The following is a 20,066-nucleotide window of genomic DNA, read 5'->3' as shown; positions in this document are numbered from 1 at the left end:
ACAGGTCAGGCGCCCTTGACCTCGGCGACCGGTCAGCGACCCCCGGCGGGCGGGAACCGGTCCCAGGCCCGGTGTTCCGCCAAGGCTGCCGCGACGGCGCCCACGACCGTCACGCCGTCCTCGTCCAGGGCGATGCCCGGCCCGGCCGTGTCGATGCCGAGCGATGCGAGGAGCCGACCCGCGCCGTTCCAGCCGCCGAGGGCCTTTCCGTGACGGTAGGCCTCGGTCAGGAGCAACACGACGCGGGGATCAGGTCCCTGCCGTGTGGGCGCGCCCGCCTTCGCGTCCCGGGCGCCGTAGGCGTCGGAGCCCGGCTCGGGCACGCCCGCGAGGATGAGGGCGTCGAATTCGACGGAGCGAGCGGTCGCGAAGGTCCGTCGCACGGTGATCGGGTCACCGTCGGGGTCCAGAACGCCGCCGGCCGGCGCGACGACGAGCGGCACCATGCCCGCGTCCAGGACGGCCTGGCGCGCGGCGCGCACGCCGTCCAGGTCGGCGGAGGCGTCGGCGACGATGCCGATCACGCGGCCGTCGACGGGCCAGCTCCGCCCCAGCTGCGAGAGGGCCGGGCTGGGTTCGGCGGCGACAAGCGGGACGGTGGCCGCGGGGACCGGCAGGCCGAGACCTTCGGCGACCTGCTCGCACAGCTCGGGGTCGATGTTGGCGAGCACCTTGAGGACGCGCTCCTTGACCGCCTGCTCGTAGCACTTGCCGAGTTCGAAGGCGTAGGCGGCGATGACGTGTTCGCGCTCCGGCGGGGTCAGACTCAGCCAGAAGAGCCGGGGCTGGGTGAAGTGGTCCGCGAAGGACGCGGGGGCCTCGCGGACCTTGCTCGCCTCGGGGACCGTCACGGGTGACTCGACGAAGGCGCTCGTGTCGGCTCCGGCGAGGAAGGGACAGCCCCCGTCGAGGCTGTGGGGGCGGTAGGGGGCCACGCCGGTGTGGACGGCGGTCTGGTGCATGCCGTCGCGGAGCATGTCGTTGACGGGGGCGTGCGGGCGGTTGATCGGGATCTGGCCGAAGTTCGGCCCCCCGAGGCGGCTGATCTGGGTGTCGAGGTAGGAGAAGAGCCTGCCCGCGAGCAGGGGGTCGTCGGTGACGTCGATGCCGGGGACGAGGTGGCCGGGGTGGAAGGCGACCTGCTCGGTCTCGGCGAAGTAGTTCTTGGTGTTGGCGTTCAGGGTCATCAGCCCGATGGGCTGGACCGGTGCGAGCTCCTCCGGGACGATCTTCGTGGGGTCGAGGAGGTCGATCCCCTCGAACATCTGGTCAGGAGTGTCGGGGAAGACCTGGATACCCAGCTCCCACTGGGGGAACGCGCCGGATTCGATGGCGTCACAGAGGTCTCGGCGATGGAAGTCGGGATCCATCCCGTTGATCAGCTGAGCTTCTTCCCACACCAGCGAGTGCACGCCCAGCTTCGGCTTCCAGTGGAACTTCACGAGTGTGGTGCCACCGGCCGCGTCGACCAGGCGGAAGGTGTGGACGCCGAAGCCCTCCATCATCCGGTAGGAGCGGGGGATCCCCCGGTCGGACATGTTCCAGAGCGTGTGGTGGGTGGCCTCGGTATGCAGGGAGACGAAGTCCCAGAACGTGTCGTGCGCGCTCTGGGCTTGGGGGATCTCCCGGTCGGGGTGGGGCTTGCCGGCGTGGATGATGTCGGGGAACTTGATCGCGTCCTGGATGAAGAAGACCGGGATGTTGTTCCCGACCAGGTCGAAGGTGCCCTCGTCCGTGTAGAACTTCGTCGCGAAGCCCCGCGTGTCGCGCACCGTGTCCGCCGAGCCCCGCGAACCGAGGACGGTGGAGAACCGCACGAACACCGGCGTCTCCACGTCCTTCGCCAGGAACGCGGCCCGCGTCACGTCGACGGCCGTGCCGTAGCCCTGGAAGACGCCGTGGGCGGCCGCGCCGCGGGCGTGTACCACCCGCTCCGGGATCCGCTCATGGTCGAAGTGCGTGATCTTCTCGCGCAGATGGTGGTCCTGAAGCAGGACCGGGCCCCGCGCGCCCACCTTCAGGGAGTGGTCGGTGTCGTGGAGTCGCGTCCCCTGCGCGGTGGTGAGGTACGCGCCGCTCTGCGCCATGCGTGCCTGGTCCGCGCCGGTGGCCTGGCCAGTGGGGCTGACGGTTTCCGGCCCCTGCTGGTCCGGCTTCGGCGGGAGCGGTTGTGCGGGCCTTGTCGGCTCGGCCAGGGGCGGGGAGACCGGGCCGGGCTCGCCCGGCAGCCCGTCCTCGCCCGGCTCGGAGGTGCCGGGGGTGTGCTTCGAGGTCATCTTCTCTCCCAAGAAGGCTCTGCTGGGTGCTTCAGCCATGACCGGCGAGCATCCGTCCCCAAACGAAGCCCGGGATTTCTCACCCACGTCAGTGGCGTTTCGGGCATCTGCGCGCCGCCGACGAGTAGCCGTGCGCGCGGTTGCCCGCGCTCTGGCGGGGCCGCTGCGGCGCACTGGTGGGGCGCTCCGGCGCTCTGGCGGGGCCGCTCCGGAAAGCCCCTCGCACCCTCCCGCTTTCGCGCGGAAGATCTCGCCTCGGCGCGTCAGGGCGGCTTTACCGGGCAGGGGCCGACTATGAACCGACTTTCGGACAGCGGTAGCTCCTACTGGATGGAGACGGCCATCCTGCCGTCCTTCCCCCCGCTCGCGGGGGCGGCGGAGGCGGACGCGGTGGTGATCGGGGCCGGTATCGCCGGTCTCAGCACGGCGTGGGAACTCACCCGGGCGGGGCTCGACGTCATCGTGCTGGAGGCGGGCCGGCTCGCGGGAGGCGTCACAGGCCATACGACGGGAAAACTCACCGCTCTCCACACCAGCGTGTACGACACGCTCCGGGCCGAGCACGGAGCCGACGCGGCCCGCCGGTACGCGGCCTCCCAGAGCGCCGCGCTGCGGCACGTCGTCGAGGTGGTCGACGAACTCGGCATCAGCTGCGACCTGGAACGGCGCCCGGCACTCACCTACTGCCGGCAGCCCGAGGGCGTCGACGCCCTGCGCGCGGAGGCTGAGGCGGCACGGGCGGCCGGCCTCACCGCCTCGTTCGTCACGGAGACCGGCCTGCCCTTCCCCGTTGCCGGCGCCGTCAGGGTGGAGGACCAGGCCCAGTTCCATCCGCTCGCGTACCTGCGCGGGCTCGTCGACGACATCGTGGCGCTCGGCGGCCGGATCCACGAGGGCACCCGCGTCATGGAACTCGACCGCGGGGACCCCTGCCGGCTCGGCACCGACACCGGGGCCACCGTCTCCGCCCGGCACGTCGTCGTGGCCACCCACCACCCCGTCTTCGACCACACGCTGCTCGCCACGAGGCTGACCCAGCATCGCGACCTGGTGATCGCGGGCCCCCTGCCCGCCCCCCGGGACCCCGACGGCATGTACATCACGGAGGAGAGCGGCAAGCGCTCCGTCCGCACGGCGCCGCTCGCCGACGGCGGAAGGCTCCTGATCGTTACTGGAGAGGCGTTCAAGCCCGGCACCGGGGAGGACACCGAGGCCGGGTACGCCCGTCTCCAGGAGTGGACCGAGCAGTACTTCCCCGACGTCTCGATCACCCATCGCTGGGCGGCGCAGGACAACAGCGCCACGGACACCCTGCCCCTCATCGGCCGCATGCCCGCCAACGGCGAGAACGTCTACGTCGCCACCGGGTTCGCCGGCTGGGGGATGACGGGCGGGGTCATGGCCGGGACCGCCATCGCCGCCCTCGTCCAGGGCGAACGAGAGCCGTGGACCGACCTCTACGCTCCGGGCCGCCTCGGTTCGGCCCTCCGTTCCGCGCCGACGATTCTCAAGGCCCAATGGGAGACGGGCAAGCACTTCGTCAAGGACCGCCTGGAGACGTTCGGCGACGGCACCGGCGGGACCGTCACCGACCTGCGGCCGGGTGAGGGCACCGTGGTCCGGGGGAAGGGCGGCCCCTGCGCCGTGCACCGCGACGATCGGGGCGGGCTGCACGCGGTGTCCGCCGTCTGCACCCATCTCGGGTGCGTCGTCGCCTTCAACAACGCGGAACGCACATGGGAATGCCCCTGCCACGGCTCTCGCTTCGCCGTCGACGGCGAGATCCTTCAGGGACCGGCGCTGAGTCCTCTCGAGCGACGGGATCCCGAAGAGTCGTGAGGTCACGTCCGTTCGTCGCCGGGGCGCGGAACGACGGCGGCGGGAGCCCGCGGAGGCCGTCGCTCACCCCCTCCGCCAGGTGTCGGTGACCGGGACCGGTCAGGCAGGGGCGCTGCGGGGCGTTGAAGCCAGGGTGAGGCGGCCTCGGTGGGGCAGCACGGTCGCCGTGCGGTTCCACCGGTGGTGGGTGCTCTCCTCGGCGCCGGGGGTCAGGGTGATCAGGTCGTCGGCCGCGGGAACGACGACGTCGAGGGCTGCGTCCGCTCGCCCTCCGAGGCCTCCCGCGCCGCCTGCGGCTCGCCGCGTCTTCTCCTACCGCTCCGCGCTGGGTACGGCGAGGGGGTCACCGGGGGCTCTGGTCTTGGCCGCGGTCATCCGCTCGCCGAGTTCGGTGAGGCGGTTACGGCCCATGGCCTTGCGTACCTCCGGGAACCACTCCTTCTCCTCCTCCTCGACGTGGTGGCGGACGTTCTCCATGAGGACCGACATCTTCGCGTCGAAGCGTTCGTCGCTCGCGTCGAGTTCCTTGAGCTCGGAGAGCATCCACAGGACGACGTGGTGCTCCTCGATGCTCTCCAGGACGTGGTCCTTCGTGTCAGGGGCGGCCTCGCGCGCGGCGGGATAGAAGATCTTCTCCTCGATCCAGGTGTGCGTGGTGAGTTCTTCGATGACCTGGTCGACGATCCCGCGTTTCTCCACGTGCGCGTTGTCCCCCGCCTTCTCGAATCGCTTGAACAGCTTCTCCACGGCCTTGTGGTCGTCTTTGAGCAGGACGATTCCGTCCACGGGGTTGTCCCTCCTCGGAGCCTCTTCGGGCGGCTGCTGCCGCCCGGAGCCGTGTACCCGCTTCCGCGCGCGCGGACACGAGGCCCATGCGGATACCCCCCGGAATGGCGACACGTCTGCGCCGTACGCCGGTCGGGCAGGGCCCCGACGCGGGTGGGGTGCCGGGCATGCCGGCGCGGCTCACCCATGCCTTCTCCAGCCGGGCCGCCCGAGCCGTGGCTACCGTCGGCCCGAGGGGCCGCGCCAGTCGAGGCACAGGACCGTCGCATCGTCCTTCGGCGGCCCTCCGCCGTAGGCGTCGGTGACCGCCCCGACGAGAGTTCGTACGACCTCGCGCGGATGCTGGGTCGCGGTCGTGCGCAGGAGGCCGGGGAGGTCGACCCCTACCGCTTCGCGTTCCTGCATGCCGTCGGTGTGGAGCACGAGGCGGTCGCCGGGGCGCAGGTCCAGGTCCTGTACCTGGTAGGCGCCTTGCTCGGGGACACCGAAGGGCAGGTTCACGGACAGTCGCAGTTCCTCGACCGCTCCGTCGCGCAGCCGCAGTGGCCAGGGGTGGCCGGCGTTGACGAGTTGGGCGCTGGATCCGTCCAGGGCGATGCGTAGCAGCTGGCCGGTGGCGAGGGTGTGGCGGCCGTGGTCGAGAAGGGCGTGGTGGGTCCGGCGAGCCTGCTCGGCCAGGTCTACGCCTGCACGGCGGGCGCCACGGGAGGCGTTGACGAGCAGGGTGGCCATGAGGGCGGCGTCGACGTCGTGGCCCATGGCGTCGGTGATGGACAGGTGGAGGGTGTGGGCGTCAAGGCTGTAGTCGTAGGTGTCGCCGGCGATGTCGGAGGCCGGGGCCAGGGCACCGGCGAGGGTGAACTGGAGCGCTTCGCAGCAGGAGGCCGAGGGCAGGAGCTGGCGCTGGATCTCCGCGGACAGGCTGACGCCGGCGGTGCGGTTGCCCCAGTGGTAGAGGTCGGTGAACCGGCGGTCGGTGACGATGATGTACGCCAGTGCGTGCGCGGCCGCCTCGACCTGCTCCAGTACATCCAGGGGGGCATGATCGAGGAACAGTTCCAGGACTCCGATGATGTCGCCACGGTTGGTCACCGGGGCAAGCACCCGCTGCCCCTGCCCGCTGTCCGGGACGAACACGAGCCGCTGACCGCGCAGGGCCTCGTCGTAGACCCCGGTGCCGGATAGCGGTACCTGCGCGGCACGATCCTCCTGATGCGTGGCCGCGGTGTCGTGGACGCGCAGCAGACGCCGGCCGACGACGTCCACGAACAGGAACGACACGTACCGGGCACCGAACCGGTGACGCAGATCGCGTGCCACGACATCGAGGGAGTCCACCGGCGCGGCGTCCTCCGCCGCCGCCAGGACCTCGGCCAGTCCGATCCGCTCGCCCGTCACATCAGCCTCCCGAGAACACGGGCCGCCAGGGCCACGGCAGCGGTGGCACGGCACGAGGCCCGCTCGACTGGGACGGTACACACTCGTGGTTCGCTGTCGCGTACACACGCCGTGCGGGTCCCCGTCGGGGCGTCGGCCGCGTCGGTCGAACGGCGGCCGGACACGGCGGCCGCACGGCGGCCCTGTGCGTCGGCCCTGTGCGTCGGCCAGGCGGCACGAACCGGGAGAAGCACGGTCCGTCCCCGCTTCACTCCGGCCGTCGTGCGTCGAAGGCGATCTCGTCCGCCCGGCAGATGGTCGCGGACATGTTGACACGCATCATCCGCAAGGCCGCCGCCGCCAGGTCGGCGTCGATGTGAGCGACGGCGTCGGCCGCCACCACCACGTCGAAGTGCCGGATGTGGGCGTCCAGGGCCGAGTACAGCACGCACTGCTCGGTGACCTGTCCGCACAGCACCAGGCGCTCGGCCTCCAACTGGCCCAACAGGTAGGCCAGCGGGGTCTCGAAGAAGATCGAGTGCCGCGCCTTGACCACGAACAGCGCGTTCTCGTCGGGCGCGACCGGCTCCACCAGGTCGCGATGACGGCCGTCGAGGGCAGCCTTCAGGATCTCCCCGTGGTGCGAGCGCCATTCACCGAAATTGTCGTTCACATAGATCACGGGCGCGTCGCAGGCACCGGCGTTCCGCAGCAGGGTCGCGATCCCGGGGAGCGCCTCACGGACGGACGGCACCAGCGCCTCGGCATCCTCGTGTGCGTACGTGTTGAGCATGTCGATCACGAGGAGTGCCGTACGGGGCATGGGGGCCGCCATCTCTCGTCTCGTCCCGCTGTCGACCGGGGCGGATGCCGGGAGCGCGTCACTCCTCCCATGACCGGAGGCCCGTCGGGGCGCCGCTGGTCAGACCGGCTCGTGACGTCCGCTCCGTCCGTGGAACAGTCTCCGCCAACCGGTGGGGCGCCCGCCACCGCGACACAGGCACGTCCACGTCCACGTCCACGTCCACGTCCACAGCCACAGCCACAGCCACAGCTCATTCGGACGTGCCGGCTCCGGTCATCAGATCGATCAGCCCCGGCAGCCCCGTAGCGGCCAGCGCACGGCGCTGGCGATCGGCGGGCGTGCCGGCCTGGAGGAGGCGGTGGACGAGGCCGCTCACTGCGCGGAGGTCGCCCGCGTCCTCCAGGGCGGGTGTGATGTGTCGCAGGAGGGCGTACAGCACGTCGCCGCTGCTGTGCGGGCGGCCGAGCGGGTCCAGCAGGGTTCCGTTCAGTCCGTGCCGCGCCGCGTGCCAGTTCGCGGCCTGCGCCAACTCCGGCGCCACCACCGGCAGGGGCACGTCCGTCTTCTCCTCCGCGATCGCCGTGGCCACCAGCCCCCGGACGATTCCGGCGAACATGACGGCGTCGTCGGCCCGCAGCTGGACGTCGAGGCAGCGCACCTCGACGGTGGGATAGCGGTCGGACAGTCGAGCCTGCCAGTAGGCCTGCCCCCGGTCGGCGATCACCCCCGACGCCACCAGCGCCTCAAGACGCTGTTCGTAGTCGCAGAATCCGTCGAAGTGCGGCGGGGGGCCGCTGACGGGCCAACGGCCGAACACGATGGTGCGCCAGCTCGCGAACCCCGTGTCCCGCCCGTCCCACAGGGGCGAGTTGGCGGACATCGCCAGCAGAATCGGCAGCCACCCCCGGATCCGGTTCAGCACCGCGACGCCCGTCTCCGGATCGGGGACCCCGACATGCACGTGCATCCCACAGATCAGCTGCTCGTCGACCAGCTGCCGGGCCTCCCCCTCCATCCTCAGGTAGCGAGGCGTGGGGGTCACGGGTACGGGCAGGCCCCCGCGCAACGGCGCCGCACCCGTGGCAGCGGCCCGGCAGCCGCTCGCCTCGGCGGCCGAGGCGACCGCATGGCGCAGCCGCAACAGGTGACCCCCCACCTCATCGAGGCTCCAGCACACAGGTGTGGCCACCTCGATCTGGGCCTGCAACAGCTCGTCCTGGATCTCGGCGCCCTCCGCGAAGGGGCCGAGCCCCGCCGCGCAGCGCACCTCCTCCACCAGCGGGGCCGGGACTGCCGTCCCCGGGTCCACCAGCAGATACTCTTCCTCCACGCCCACGGTGATCACGACCTGCATCTACCCCGGCACCTCATGATCACCCGTCCCCGGTGCCCTCGCCCGGCATCGCCTGTACCGGGACGCGAGACGCCCGGCGCAGAGGCAGCGCCCAGCGCGCCCGGTGGGTACGCACGCCACCCGCGCCCTTCGCGCGCTCCATCGGCCGAGGTGCGCGGTGGTCCACGGACGAGGTGGTCCACGGACGAGACGGGGGCCGGACGAGAGTGCATCGGGCCTCCGCGGGCATTCAGCGGGCCTGCGCGGGTAGCCGGATCCAGGGGGCGACACGAAGGGGAATGCGCAATGACGTCGTTCGGTTACTTCCTGTCCTGCGAGGAGTTCACCCCCGCCCAGCTGCTGCGCCAGGCGCGTCTGGCGGCGGACGCGGGATTCACCCGCCTGGCCGTCTCCGACCACTTCCATCCGTGGACCAACACCCAGGGCAGCAGTCCTTTCGTGTGGTCGATGATCGGTGCCCTGTCGCAGACGGTGGAACTGCCCGTCACCACACTCGTCACGTGCCCCACGGTGCGTCTGCACCCGGTCGTGACCGCCCAGGCGGCGGCGACCTCCAGCGTGCTGCTCAGCGGCCGGTTCGCGCTGGGTGTGGGTACCGGTGAGGCTCTCAACGAACACGTCCTCGGTGACCGGTGGCCCGCGTTCGACGAGCGGGCGGACATGCTGGAGGAGGCGGTGGAGGTGATGCGGAAGCTGTTCACCGGCCGCGAGATCAGCCATCGGGGCCGGCACTACACGGTCGACAACGCCCGCCTCTACACCCTTCCGGAGGCACCGCCGGGGATCCTGGTCTCGGGCTTCGGCCCCAAGGCCGCCGCACTCGCGGGCCGCATCGGGGACGGCTTCGTCACCATGGGCCCTGACGAGGACGGCATCGCGTCGTTCCGCGATGCGGGCGGCACCGGCAAGCCCGTCGTCGGAGGCCTGAAGGTCTGCTGGGGCCAGGACCGGGACACGGCCGTCGACACGGCACACCGCATGTGGCCGACCGAGCAGCTGCCTGGGGAGCTGAACCAGATCCTCCCCACGCCCGCCCACTTCGAGCAGGCCGCCGGGCTGGTCACCCGGGAGCAGACGGCCGACTCCGTACCGTGCGGCCCGGACGTCGAGGAGCACGTCCACGCCGTCCGCGCGTACGTGGACGCCGGCTTCGACGAGGTGTACGTCGGCCAGATCGGGCAGGACCAGGAGGCCTTCTTCACCGCCTACCGCGAGAAGGTCCTCCCCGCACTGCACGGCTGAGCGGCGCTCCGGAACGGCCACCCTTCCACGCACCGACCTTCCGACAAATGTCGCGAAAGACCGTTTCGGACACGTCGGTGGCGGCAAGTCGCGGGGCATGGTGCGTATCGGATGGACGCTGTGGACCGTGCGCCCGTCCGCCCTTCCGTAACTCGCCGGAGATGAACGTCATGACCGGAACCAGCAACCCCGACCCGGACCCGGACAACCTCTCCGAGGACAGCACCCGGCCGGGCGCGACACCGCCGGCGGAGTCGGGCACGAGCACAGGCACCGGCCCGTACCGCCCGCCGCGACGAGGCTGGGCGGCGGGCCCCCTGCTGATCATCTGGGCGCTGGCCGTCGTGTTCGCCCTGTTCTTCCTCGTGTACGCGATCGTCCTCGCCACCGACTGACCCGGCCATCTGCCCGGCCGGGCCGGCCCCTCACCCGTACCACCGAAGCGAAGGGAACGGCCATGACTCGCAACGAGTCCGACCCGACCGGCGGCGACCGGCCTGGCACGGACGAAGCCCGCGGTGACGACGTCTATCAGCCCACCCGGTCCGACACGGCTGACCACCCCTCCGACAATCTCGACCCCGACAACTCGCTCATGACGGATCCGCTCGACGACATGGCGGTGCCCGGCTACTCCCCGCCCGAGCGCCCGCGGGGCGTCACCCGGCACGGCACCACACAGCGGGAACAGCAGGAGGGCGAACCGCTCGACGAGCGGCTCGCGCAGGAGCTCCCCGACGCCCCGGAACAGCCGCCACCCGGAGACGACGGCATCGGAGACCTCCCGGGCGGCGACGGAGAACCCGTCGACGAACAGGCGGGTGCCACCCGGGCCGGACGGCTGGCGCCGGTCGACGCCCCGCCAGGACACCATGACCACGCCGTCGCCCGGGACGTCGGTCCGGACGACGGTGCCGCGCCCGCCGAGGAGGCCGCCATGCACGTCGACACCGCGGTGGACGACAACGCGGAGCCGTCGGCCGCATCCGAGAGCGAACCTTGGTGACGGGGCCGGCCGCCGACGGCGACCGTGCCGCTGACGACGTCGACGACGGGTCCGCCCGTCGCGCCTTCCGACCACGCCGATGCCACCGGTGAACCCCGGTCGGTCGAGGTGGCACCTCACATCGACCGGCCGGGCCGCCGGCGCCGCATACCGCGGGCGATTCCGGGCAGTCGCCGGTTGTGTGAGGTGATCAGCCGTGACGGCCGACGTGGAAGACCCAGTGACGGAACCTCCGCCTGGAAATGCGTTTCCGAGAACATGCGTGGTGCGGGTGTCCGGGGATCTGGACATCCACCATGCGGAAGAAGTGCGGTTCGCGCTCCGCAGCGCGATCGACGGAGCACCGCCCGGCACCGAGGTGACGATCGATCTCACGTACTCGTCCTTCTGCGACTCCTCCGGCCTCGAAGCCCTCCTGGACGCCAGGCGGTGGGCCACGGACTCGGGCCGCACCGTCCGGCTGGGCGCACCCTCCCATCAGATACTGCGCCTCATGGACCTCACCGGCACGGCCGGGTTGTTCGCGACGGGCCCTGCCCCTCAGGACGGCGGACCGGATGCCTGAGCAGTCTTCGCGAACGGGTCGAACGGGTCGACAACCAGGGGGCGGCGCAACGCACTGCCTCCCCGGTCCCACGCCTCTCGCACGTGGTCGCCGAAACGGTCCTCCAGGAAGACGGTCGCGGCGCAGCCGAAGGCGATGTCGGCCTCCAAGGCGGGCTCGTCGGTCAGGAGTCCGCCGACGACCTCATGGCGCACGAGCTGTTCGTGGACGGCGTCGGCCTCCACGTGTTCGGCGTAGAAGTGTTCCGCGGCGGCTCCCGCCCCGCATCGACGCATCGCCTTGGCCAGGCGCCTGGACCCGGGTGACGAGGTGATCTCGACGCAGGCGAAGTGGCCGACGAGGGCGCCGCGCAGGGCGCGGTGGAGCCCGAAGAGGGACATCAGGTTCACCGTCGCGAGGAGTGGCGCGGGCGCGTGGTCCAGGTACCGGCCGTAGGCGTGGTCGAGGCCGAGGTCGGCCATGAGGTCCGCGAAGAGCCGGGCGTGGACGCGGTCGGCGCGGCCGGCTCCGAACTCGTCGTACTCGATGGCCGCCATGGAGGCCTTGGCCCGTCCGGTGAGGCGGGGGATGACCCAGACGTGCGGGTCGGCTTCCTTGAGGTGGTAGAGGGAGCGCAGGGCCGCGTACTCGCGCAGTTGCCACAACTCCCCGTCGGTTTCGAGGTGGTGGCTGACGCTGCCGGTGAGGTCCACGGGCTCCACGAGGAGCGGTGCGAAGGCTTCCGCGGCCGTCCGGGGCGTATCGGGCAGTTCGGCGCGCAGGGCGTCGAGGAATCGGGCTTCCATCGCCCGGCGCAGCCGCAGCAGGTCGGGGTCCCACTCGCGTGCGTCGTCCACTCCATCGAAGCCCCGGTAGTGCAGTTCGTACAGGAGGTAGAGGGCGAGCTGGAGGTCCTCGCCCCAGGGGTCCGCGCTCGGCACGGCCCCGGCCTCGTACCGCGGCGCGCCGCCCGACCGCAGGGCCTGTGTCACGGCGCGGGACAACTCGCCCCGCTCCTCCACGAGGCGGGGTGCGGTGGTGGCGACCACCGGGCTCGGGCTCGGAGCGGGCATCAGGGCTTCCTGTCCTCGGCCGGCCGGGCAGCTCGCTCGCGGCGGCGGTGGCTGGTGTCGCACCAGGGGTACGTGCGACTGCGTCGGCACGTACAGACTGCGACGGTGAAGCGGTCGGAACGGGCGATCGTCCCGTCGTCCAGAACGATCTCGACGGGGCCCTCCACGAGGACGGGCCCCTGCGGGTCCATGGACACCCGGCGGGCAGGCGTCCGGCCCGGGGTGTCGTCGGGCGTCCGGCCCGGAGTGTCGTCAGGGATTGCGGGCACGGATGACCACCAGCTCTTCCCACTGCTCGGCTTCGCTCGCCAGGCCCTGCCGTTCCAGCCAGGTGCGTCGTGAACGCAGGACCGGCCCCCACGGGACGGCTGCGCGCGCTGTGATTTCGGCGGACAGGCCCGCGCCGGTCAGCCGGCCCATGGTCGTCTCCGCCCCGCACATGCCCGAGTGCACCATCAGCAGAACGCCGCCGGGGCGTAGCAGGACCGAAGCGGCCGCGCAGATCCGGTCGATCACCAGCCGTCCGTCGGGGCCCGCGTCCCAGGCCCGCTCCGCGCCCCGAGTGGGCAACCGGGCCCAGGGAGCCGGCACGTAGGGCGGGTTCGTCACGACCAGGTCGAAGCGTCGCCCCTTCGTCCGCGCGGCGAAGTCGCCGTGCAGGACGCGCAGGGGCAAGCCGCGGACCAGCGCGTTCACGCGCGCCGTCGCCACCGCGGGCCAGGAGACGTCGACCGCTGTGACCGTGGCGCCCCTGCGCGCGGCGTGCAGGGCCAGCGCACCGGTCCCGGTGCCGATTTCCAGGGCGTCCGTGAGGGGCCCGACCTCCTCGCCGGCGAGGGCCTCGGCGAGCAGGCGCGTATCGGCCTGTGGCCGGTAGACGCCCGGAAGGGCGACCAGGCCGCCGGGGAGCGGCCCCGAGGTCAGCGTCGTGCTGGACATCGTGTACCTCATCTCCAGATGCGAACGCGGCGCCGTACGAGCCGCTTCCGTGGGCTACAGCTGCGACTGCCCCGAGAAGGACACCTCATTCGGTGTTCCGGAGATCTTGGGCGCATCCGACGTATGCCGAACCGGCCACCCTGGCTCCTGGCCGCCCGCAGCCGCCGGGCCGCCGGACGCCGGGCCGCCGGGCTCTCCGTGCGCGACGATGTCGACCCGCCCCTCGGCGCGGCCTCGTATGGGGGCGGGCTTGAGGCGTCGGGCGAGGCGGGCGGTGTTGGCGGCGAGGGTCGCGGTCGCGCGGGCCGGCGCTCACCGGGCCTCCTTCCTCTCTGCCGCATGGCGATGGTCGCTGCCTCGGCCAGAGCGCTCAGCCCGCGGCGTTCACGTCGACGGCTGCTCCGGTTGCCCCTCCTACCTACGTGGGTGAGCTTGTAGAGGGGGTCCGAACGCGACCGACCCCTCACCGATCGTCCCTATCCCCAGGAGGAAACATGGCGCACCCCGAGCGGGACCCGAACCAGCAAGAAGGTCCGGTGGACGGCGGTGCTGCCGGCACACCCGACGTCCACGACGGCGGAGCGGACGGAGCTGCCGACGGAGGTGCCGACGGAGGAGCGGACGGAGGTGCCGACAGCGGTGCGGACGGCGGTGCCGACAGCGGTGCGGACGGCGGTGCCGACAGCGGTGCGGACGGCGGTGCCGACAGCGGTGCGGACGGCGGTGCCGACGGCGAAGCGGAAGGCCCGGCGGACGGTGGCGCGGCCGGCACACCCGGCGTACACGACGGCGGTGCCGACGGCGGTGCCGACGGCGGAGCCGAAGAGGCCGGCGGCAGCGTTTGAGCACCGTTCCCACGACGCTTCGGGACACGGCCGCCGACGTCGACGGCCGTGTCCTCGAAACACGTCTGATCAACCTCAGCCGCGAGGAATTCGCTCTGGACGTCTGGGGGCGCGCCCCGCTGCTCACCCGCGGAGTCAGTGACTTCTCCGACCTGTTCTCGGCCTCCGCTGTGGACGAACTGGTCTCCCGGCGCGGTCTGCGCACGCCGTTCCTCCGCGTCGCCAAGGACGGCTCCACCGCCCCCGAGTCGTCGTTCACCTCCCCGGGAGGAGTCGGCGCGTCGGTCGCGGACCAGCTGGACGACACCGCGTTGTGGCGGAGCTTCGCCGACGGCAGCACCCTGGTCCTGCAAGCACTGCAACGCACCTGGGAGCCGGTCACGGACTTCGCGACGCGGCTCGGCACGGAACTGGGCCACCCCGTACAGGCCAATGCCTACGTCACCCCGCCGCAGAACCGCGGCTTCGACGACCACTACGACGTCCACGACGTCTTCGTCCTTCAGGTCACCGGTACCAAGCGCTGGATCATCCACGAGCCCGTACACCCGGCCCCACTGCGTGACCAGCCCTGGACCGAGCACCGCGCCGCGGTCGCCGGTTCCGCCCAGCGGGCGGCATACCTCGACACCGTGCTCGAACCAGGCGACGTCCTCTATCTGCCGCGCGGCTGGCTGCACGCCGCCGAAGCGCAGGGCGCGGTGTCGATCCATCTGACCCTCGGCGTCCACACCTGGACGCGACACGCGCTGGCCGAACAACTCGCGCAGTCCGCCCTGTCGCTGCTGAGCGACGATGTCGAGATGCGCGGGTCCCTCCCCCTGGGCGTGGACGGACCGGGCGCCGAACTCGCCTTCGTGCGCCGACGTCTCGTCGCCGCGCTCGCCGAGGCCGACCCCACTCCCCTGTTCCACCGAACCCGCCGCGGCCAGGCACGCCCCGCGCCCATGGGACCGCTGGCACAGCTCGGAGCCCTCGACAGTCTCACGCCTGATACGCCGGTGCGGCTTCGCGAGGCGTTGGAAGCACGACTGGAGGGGCGGCGCCTCGCGACCCGCGTGGGCTGGCTCGACTTCCCGGAGACGGACCTGCCGTCAGCGCTCCGGATCCTCGACGGGGACACGCACCAAGCCGGCGGCCTCGGTCTTCCCTTCGTCGAACGACTTCTGCGCGCGGGCGTACTGGTGCCTGCCGAGCCATGAAACAGGCGGAATGACGACTCCGGCACGATTCCTCTGCGCCGACGCCGCTCGCCTGCGCGGCGACGCGATCGCGGGCACGGCGCCGTACGGCTCGGTCTGGATCCTCATCGAGTACCGGGCCGGCTGGCCGGCCAACGGCTTCGACGGCCTCGCTCTCGAACCCGAGGTCAAGGCACGGGTGTACGCCGCCGCGCGGGCGGTGCGCGCCCGCACGCTGCTGATCAGACGGCACGGCCGCCGTCGGGCGGACGAACCGCCGCGGTGGGCCGTCCTGCGCTACGAGAAGGACGGCGCCCACCGTCAGGACTGGGGAACCTGGCACGACGACAGGGATCTGGCTGAGATCGCCAACGCCCTGGACGCGCCCGGAGAACCGGGCCACCCTCCCGTCGTCCTCGTCTGCGCCCACGGCCTGCACGACACCTGCTGTGCCGTCCGCGGCCGCCCGGTGGCACGTGCGCTGAGTGACGGCTGGCCGCAGCTGGTGTGGGAGTGCACGCATGTGGGAGGAGACCGGTTCGCCGCCAACGTCGTCGTCGCACCCGACGGCGTCTACTACGGCAACCTCGACGCCGCCTCGGCGGTCACGGTGGTCGAAGAGCACCTGGCGAACCGCGTCCACGCGGACCACCTGCGCGGATACACCGACCTCAGCCCGCCCCAGCAGACGGCCCTGGCGGCTGTGCTCCACCACGCGGGCCCGTCGGGTCGGCACGACTACGTGATCGAGGAGACGGTCCGGGACCGCAACCGATGGCGGATCCGCGTCACCGGCCGCCTCGCCGGACTGTCCACCTTCGAGGTCGAGGTCCACGCCCACCGAGCGCGACCGCACCAACTGACCTGCCGCGGCCTGTCCCCCAGCTCAGCGGTGTACTACGAAGTCACGTCGCTCCACGTCGGCTGATCGCATACCGGCCCCGTGCGCCGCGCCTGGAGCCGTCCCGCCCGACTCCATCGGACGCACCGCACGCCGACGGCACCCCTGCGCCTGCGGAGCCGCCGGCGCCGGGCCGTGGCGCGGAGCCGGGCACCGAGCCCCGGCGCACCACCGCACCCGTGAGCCTGACGCCCGACCGGCCCCGGCATCGCGCCCGCGTCGGCCCTCGTCCACCCGCACGCCGGTACAGCGGCGCGTCGGCGCGGCACACCCCGCACGCAAGCACCGTAATACCGGGCACGCCAGCTACCCCCGATTGCACTTATAGCGCGTATGCAACTATTGTGGAGGCACGTAAAGAGCTCACTCAATCAATTTCGAAAGGGGTGAGTCATGCCGCTCGCTCTCCTCGCCCTGGCGATCGGGGCCTTCGGGATCGGGACCACCGAATTCGTGATCATGGGCGTGTTGCCCCAGGTCGCGGGCGAATACGGGGTGTCGATCCCCACCGCCGGCTGGCTGGTGACCGGCTACGCCCTGGGGGTGGTGCTCGGGGCGCCGGTGCTGACCGCGCTGGGAACCCGGGTATCCCGGAAGAAGATGCTCCTGTTCCTGATGGCGCTCTTCGTCGTCGGCAACGCGCTCTCCGCGATCGCCCCGAGTTTCGGCGTCATGCTCATCGGCCGGGTCGTCGCCTCCCTCGCCCACGGCGCCTTCTTCGGGATCGGCTCCGTCGTCGCCGCCGGACTCGTCGCCCCGGAGAAGAAGGCCTCAGCCATCTCCCTGATGTTCATGGGGCTGACCGTCGCCAACGTCATCGGCGTCCCGCTCGGTACCTACGTCGGTCAGGCCGCCGGCTGGCGCGTCACCTTCGCCATCGTCAGCGCGCTCGGAGTGATCGGCCTCCTCGGCGTGGCCAGGCTCGTGCCCGAGGAGGGCAGGCCGGAGACGGCGAACGTCCGCGCCGAGTTCGCCGCCTTCAAGAACGTCCAGGTCTGGCTCGCCATGGCGATGACCGTCCTCGGCTACGGCGGCGTGTTCGCGGCCATCACCTACATCACCCCGATGATGACCGAGGTCGCCGGCTACACGGAGGCCGCCGTCACCTGGCTGCTCGTCCTCTTCGGCATCGGCATGTTCCTCGGCAACCTCCTCGGCGGCAGGTTCGCCGACCGGCGCCTCATGCCGATGCTCCTCGTCACCCTCGGCGCGCTCTCGCTCACCCTCCTCGCCTTCACCGCCACCGCCCACGACAAGGTGCTCGCCGCGATCACCCTCACCCTCATCGGCGCCCTCGGCTTCGCCACCGTCCCGCCGCTGCAGAAGTGGGTCCTCGACCAGGCCGCCGCCGCCCCCACCCTCGCCTCCGCCGCCAACATCGGCGCCTTCAACCTCGGCAACGCGCTCGCCGCCTGGCTCGGCGGCACCGTCATCGCCGCCGGGCTCGGCTGGACCGCCCCGAACTGGGTCGGCGCCCTGCTCTCCGCCGCCGCACTGGTCCTGGCCCTCGTCGCCGCCGCCCTCGACCGGCGCACCCGGGCCGCCGTCATCACCCCGGTGGCGGGCGCCGTCCCCGCCGCCGTGCCGGCCGGGCGCCGCTGAACCCCACCTCGTACGGAATCACCCGGAAGCACAGAGAAACCGGAACCACAGAGAAAGCAGTACGTCCATGTCCCACGTCCCCACCGTCGCGCTCAACAACGGCACGGAGATCCCCCAGCTCGGCTTCGGCGTCTTCCAGGTCCCCGACGACGAGACCGCCGTCGCCGTCGCCCACGCCCTCGACGCCGGATACCGCTCCGTCGACACCGCCGCGATCTACGGCAACGAGACCGGCGTCGGCCGCGCGCTCGCCGCCTCCGGCATCCCCCGCGACGAGCTCTTCGTCACCACCAAGCTGTGGAACGCCGACCAGGGGTACGACTCCACCCTGCGGGCCTTCGACGACAGCCTCGCCAAGCTAGGCCTCGACCACGTCGACCTGTACCTGATCCACTGGCCCACCCCGGCCCGTGACCTGTACGTCGACACCTGGAAGGCCATCGAGACGCTCGTCGCCGACGGGCGGGTCCGCACCGCCGGCGTCTCCAACTTCCAGCCCGCGCATCTTCAGCGGCTCCTGGACAGCAGCGACCTGGTGCCGGCCGTCAATCAGATCGAGCTCCACCCCGCCCTCCAGCAGCGGGAGTTGCGCGAGCTGCACGCCGTCCATTCCATCGCCACCGAGGCCTGGAGTCCGCTCGCCCAGGGCGCCGTGCTCGCCGACCCGGTGATCGCCGCGATCGCCGCCCGGCACGGGAAGTCCCCCGCGCAGGTGGTGCTGCGCTGGCACCTTCAGCTCGGGAACGTCGTCATCCCGAAGTCCGTGACCCCTCGCCGTATCCGCGCGAACATCGACGTCTTCGACCCCGCCTTCGTCCTGTCCGACGACGAGATGCGGTCGATCGAACGCCTCGACCGCGGGCTGCGCACGGGGCCGGACCCCGACACCCTCAACTGATCCGGACAGGGCTGAAGCCCGAGCCGTACAACAGGCTCGGGCTTCAGGTCGTGCACGAGCGTGCACGAGGCGTGGCGCGCGCCTCCCGGACGGGCGCCCCGCTCACTGGTTTCAGTGCCAGTACTTCATGGTCGTACCCCCTCCCCCGCTCTCGGGCGCAGAGTGACCTCGAAGCGGTCGAGACCGCGAAGGGTCAGATTGCGCCGGTGTTCCGGTTCCGCGACTCCCCGTGCGTCCGGGTAGTCCCTGGCCAGGGCCCCGAGGACCGATCCGGCGAGCCGGATCGCCATGGACGCGCCCAGACAGGCATGGGCTCCGCGTCCGAACCCGAGGTGCGGGTTCGGGGCACGGTCGAGTCGCAGCTCTGTGGGGTGGTCGAAGCGGAGCGGGTCGTGGTTGGCCGCGCCCAGAAGGAGCGTGACCGGATCACCCGCTCTCATCGTGACGCCACCCAGTTCGGTGTCGGTGACGCAGACCCGGGCGTCCGCCTGGACGGGTGCGTCGTACCGGATGAGTTCGTCCACGGCGGAGGCCGGGGTCGCAGGGAAGGCGGCCGGCGCGCCGGGGGTGGTGAGGAGGGCTGCCGCGGCGTTGCCGAGGAGCCGCGAGGCGGATTCGTAGCCGGCGTGGAGGACCGCGCGCAGACTGTTCCGAAGAATCGTTTCCTCTACGCCGCTGTCCGCCGCGTGCTCGGCGACGTGGGCGATGAGCCCTTCCTTGGGCGGATCCGCGAGCCACCCGCCGGCGTACTCGGCGAGCCGGGCCCGGGCCGCGACGGCGGGCTCGTGCTTCTCCGGCCACAGGCCGGCGTCCATGCCGTCGACGACGGTACGGGACATGGGCACGAACCAGTCGAGCTCGGGGGCCGGGACGCCGAGGAAGGCCGTGACGAAGCGCAGCGCGACCGGCTCGGCCAGCTCGCCGACGAAGTCGAACGAGGGCTTCTCGGCCAACTCCGCGAGCAGGTCCGCGATCCGGAGATCCAGACCGTCGTGGAGTGCCCGCCGGTCCTGGGCCCGGAAACCGTCGAGGAGCAAGTGCCGGATGGCCGTGTGCTCCGGCGGGTCGAGGGTCTGCACGCTGAGCAGCGGCGCGGGGATGTCCTCCCCGGCGCGCCGCCAGTCGGAGGCGAATCGGTGACTGTCGGTGAGGACGGCGAGGCAGTCGGCATGCCGGGTCAGCACCCAGGAACCGAGCAGTTCATGCCAGAAGACGGGGGTGGACTCCCGCATCAGGGCGTACGCGGGGTACGGGTTCCGCAGGTTCGACGGACGGACCAGGTCCAGGATCGGGTCCACAGCTTTCACAGCTGCCGCTTGCTCCACGAAACATCTCCCCCTTCGCATGCGGCCTGGTTGAGGCCTTCATTGCCGACGAGTCGAGCTGTACGAGACGTGG

19 protein-coding genes are annotated in these 20,066 nt (G+C 71.7%); 10 read left to right on the top strand and 9 right to left on the bottom strand.

Annotated features, from left to right (window positions below; genetic code table 11):
* Positions 1-32: 32 nt before the first annotated feature.
* Complete coding sequence (locus ACFWWU_RS33935) at positions 33-2,276, bottom strand: catalase (RefSeq protein ID WP_384151881.1); 2,244 nt, start codon at positions 2,274-2,276, stop codon at positions 33-35.
* Between the two features lie 294 nt (positions 2,277-2,570).
* Here ACFWWU_RS33935 and ACFWWU_RS33930 point away from each other — a divergent pair, with 294 nt between their 5' ends.
* A complete protein-coding gene (locus ACFWWU_RS33930) occupies positions 2,571-4,115 on the top strand; it encodes an FAD-dependent oxidoreductase (protein WP_384151878.1) in 1,545 nt (514 codons plus the stop codon).
* Positions 4,116-4,427: 312 nt separating this feature from the next.
* On the opposite strand, the gene ACFWWU_RS33925 is transcribed toward ACFWWU_RS33930, so the two are convergent.
* From ACFWWU_RS33925 to ACFWWU_RS33910, 4 genes are all read right to left on the bottom strand, one after another.
* A complete protein-coding gene (locus tag ACFWWU_RS33925; protein WP_384151875.1) occupies positions 4,428-4,901 on the bottom strand; it encodes a hemerythrin domain-containing protein in 474 nt (157 codons plus the stop codon).
* Positions 4,902-5,120: 219 nt separating this feature from the next.
* Positions 5,121-6,299, bottom strand: coding sequence for a PP2C family protein-serine/threonine phosphatase (locus ACFWWU_RS33920; protein ID WP_384151872.1), 1,179 nt, complete (start codon positions 6,297-6,299; stop codon positions 5,121-5,123).
* A gap of 247 nt (positions 6,300-6,546) precedes the next feature.
* The gene (locus ACFWWU_RS33915; protein WP_384151869.1) at positions 6,547-7,101 is read right to left on the bottom strand and encodes a cysteine hydrolase family protein; all 555 of its coding nucleotides are present in this window, start codon (positions 7,099-7,101) and stop codon (positions 6,547-6,549) included.
* 232 nt (positions 7,102-7,333) lie between these two features.
* Positions 7,334-8,428: a glutamate--cysteine ligase gene (locus ACFWWU_RS33910; protein WP_384152025.1), complete on the bottom strand. Its 1,095-nt coding sequence runs from the start codon at positions 8,426-8,428 to the stop codon at positions 7,334-7,336.
* 294 nt (positions 8,429-8,722) lie between these two features.
* Here ACFWWU_RS33910 and ACFWWU_RS33905 point away from each other — a divergent pair, with 294 nt between their 5' ends.
* The 4 genes from ACFWWU_RS33905 to ACFWWU_RS33890 all read left to right on the top strand — a co-directional run bounded on the left by ACFWWU_RS33905 (position 8,723) and on the right by ACFWWU_RS33890 (position 11,250).
* Complete coding sequence (locus tag ACFWWU_RS33905) at positions 8,723-9,679, top strand: TIGR03557 family F420-dependent LLM class oxidoreductase (protein ID WP_384151866.1); 957 nt, start codon at positions 8,723-8,725, stop codon at positions 9,677-9,679.
* 170 nt (positions 9,680-9,849) lie between these two features.
* Positions 9,850-10,074, top strand: coding sequence for a DUF6480 family protein (locus ACFWWU_RS33900; RefSeq protein WP_384151863.1), 225 nt, complete (start codon positions 9,850-9,852; stop codon positions 10,072-10,074).
* Between the two features lie 62 nt (positions 10,075-10,136).
* Positions 10,137-10,685 (top strand): DUF5709 domain-containing protein, encoded by a 549-nt coding sequence (locus ACFWWU_RS33895; RefSeq protein WP_384151860.1) that lies wholly within the window; start codon positions 10,137-10,139, stop codon positions 10,683-10,685.
* Between the two features lie 196 nt (positions 10,686-10,881).
* Complete coding sequence (locus ACFWWU_RS33890; protein ID WP_384151858.1) at positions 10,882-11,250, top strand: STAS domain-containing protein; 369 nt, start codon at positions 10,882-10,884, stop codon at positions 11,248-11,250.
* On the opposite strand, the gene ACFWWU_RS33885 is transcribed toward ACFWWU_RS33890, so the two are convergent.
* Genes ACFWWU_RS33885 through ACFWWU_RS33875 form a run of 3 tightly spaced genes read right to left on the bottom strand, consistent with a single transcriptional unit; the run spans position 11,226 to position 13,241 of the window.
* A complete protein-coding gene (locus ACFWWU_RS33885) occupies positions 11,226-12,302 on the bottom strand; it encodes an iron-containing redox enzyme family protein (RefSeq protein WP_384151855.1) in 1,077 nt (358 codons plus the stop codon). The two genes, ACFWWU_RS33890 and ACFWWU_RS33885, sit on opposite strands and share 25 nt — an antisense overlap.
* Positions 12,302-12,562, bottom strand: a complete 261-nt coding sequence (locus ACFWWU_RS33880; RefSeq protein ID WP_384152022.1) for a CDGSH iron-sulfur domain-containing protein — start codon at positions 12,560-12,562, stop codon at positions 12,302-12,304. The genes ACFWWU_RS33885 and ACFWWU_RS33880 overlap by 1 nt, the downstream gene beginning before the upstream one ends.
* Entirely contained in the window at positions 12,555-13,241 is a 687-nt protein-coding gene (locus tag ACFWWU_RS33875; RefSeq protein WP_384151852.1) for a HemK2/MTQ2 family protein methyltransferase, read from the bottom strand. Before ACFWWU_RS33875 ends, ACFWWU_RS33880 begins: the two co-directional genes overlap by 8 nt.
* 494 nt (positions 13,242-13,735) lie before the next feature.
* Between ACFWWU_RS33875 and ACFWWU_RS33870 the strand changes: the two genes are divergently transcribed.
* From ACFWWU_RS33870 to ACFWWU_RS33850, 5 genes are all read left to right on the top strand, one after another.
* Positions 13,736-14,086 carry a BatC protein gene (locus ACFWWU_RS33870; RefSeq protein WP_384151849.1) on the top strand — a complete coding sequence of 117 codons (351 nt, stop codon included), beginning with the start codon at positions 13,736-13,738 and terminating at the stop codon, positions 14,084-14,086.
* A complete protein-coding gene (locus tag ACFWWU_RS33865) occupies positions 14,083-15,288 on the top strand; it encodes a cupin domain-containing protein (RefSeq protein ID WP_384151846.1) in 1,206 nt (401 codons plus the stop codon). The genes ACFWWU_RS33870 and ACFWWU_RS33865 overlap by 4 nt, the downstream gene beginning before the upstream one ends.
* A gap of 10 nt (positions 15,289-15,298) precedes the next feature.
* Positions 15,299-16,195, top strand: coding sequence for a sucrase ferredoxin (locus tag ACFWWU_RS33860; RefSeq protein WP_384151843.1), 897 nt, complete (start codon positions 15,299-15,301; stop codon positions 16,193-16,195).
* Positions 16,196-16,561: 366 nt separating this feature from the next.
* Entirely contained in the window at positions 16,562-17,770 is a 1,209-nt protein-coding gene (locus ACFWWU_RS33855) for an MFS transporter (protein ID WP_384151840.1), read from the top strand.
* A gap of 67 nt (positions 17,771-17,837) precedes the next feature.
* On the top strand, positions 17,838-18,668 hold the full coding sequence (locus tag ACFWWU_RS33850) for an aldo/keto reductase (RefSeq protein WP_384151837.1): 831 nt from the start codon (positions 17,838-17,840) through the stop codon (positions 18,666-18,668).
* A gap of 125 nt (positions 18,669-18,793) precedes the next feature.
* On the opposite strand, the gene ACFWWU_RS33845 is transcribed toward ACFWWU_RS33850, so the two are convergent.
* Positions 18,794-19,975, bottom strand: a complete 1,182-nt coding sequence (locus tag ACFWWU_RS33845) for a cytochrome P450 (RefSeq protein WP_384151834.1) — start codon at positions 19,973-19,975, stop codon at positions 18,794-18,796.
* Positions 19,976-20,066: the final 91 nt, after the last annotated feature.

Origin of the sequence: Streptomyces sp. NPDC058650 (assembly GCF_042717315.1) — a bacterium.
Lineage (GTDB): Bacteria > Actinomycetota > Actinomycetes > Streptomycetales > Streptomycetaceae > Streptomyces.
This window is presented reverse-complemented; position numbering and strand designations above follow the sequence as displayed.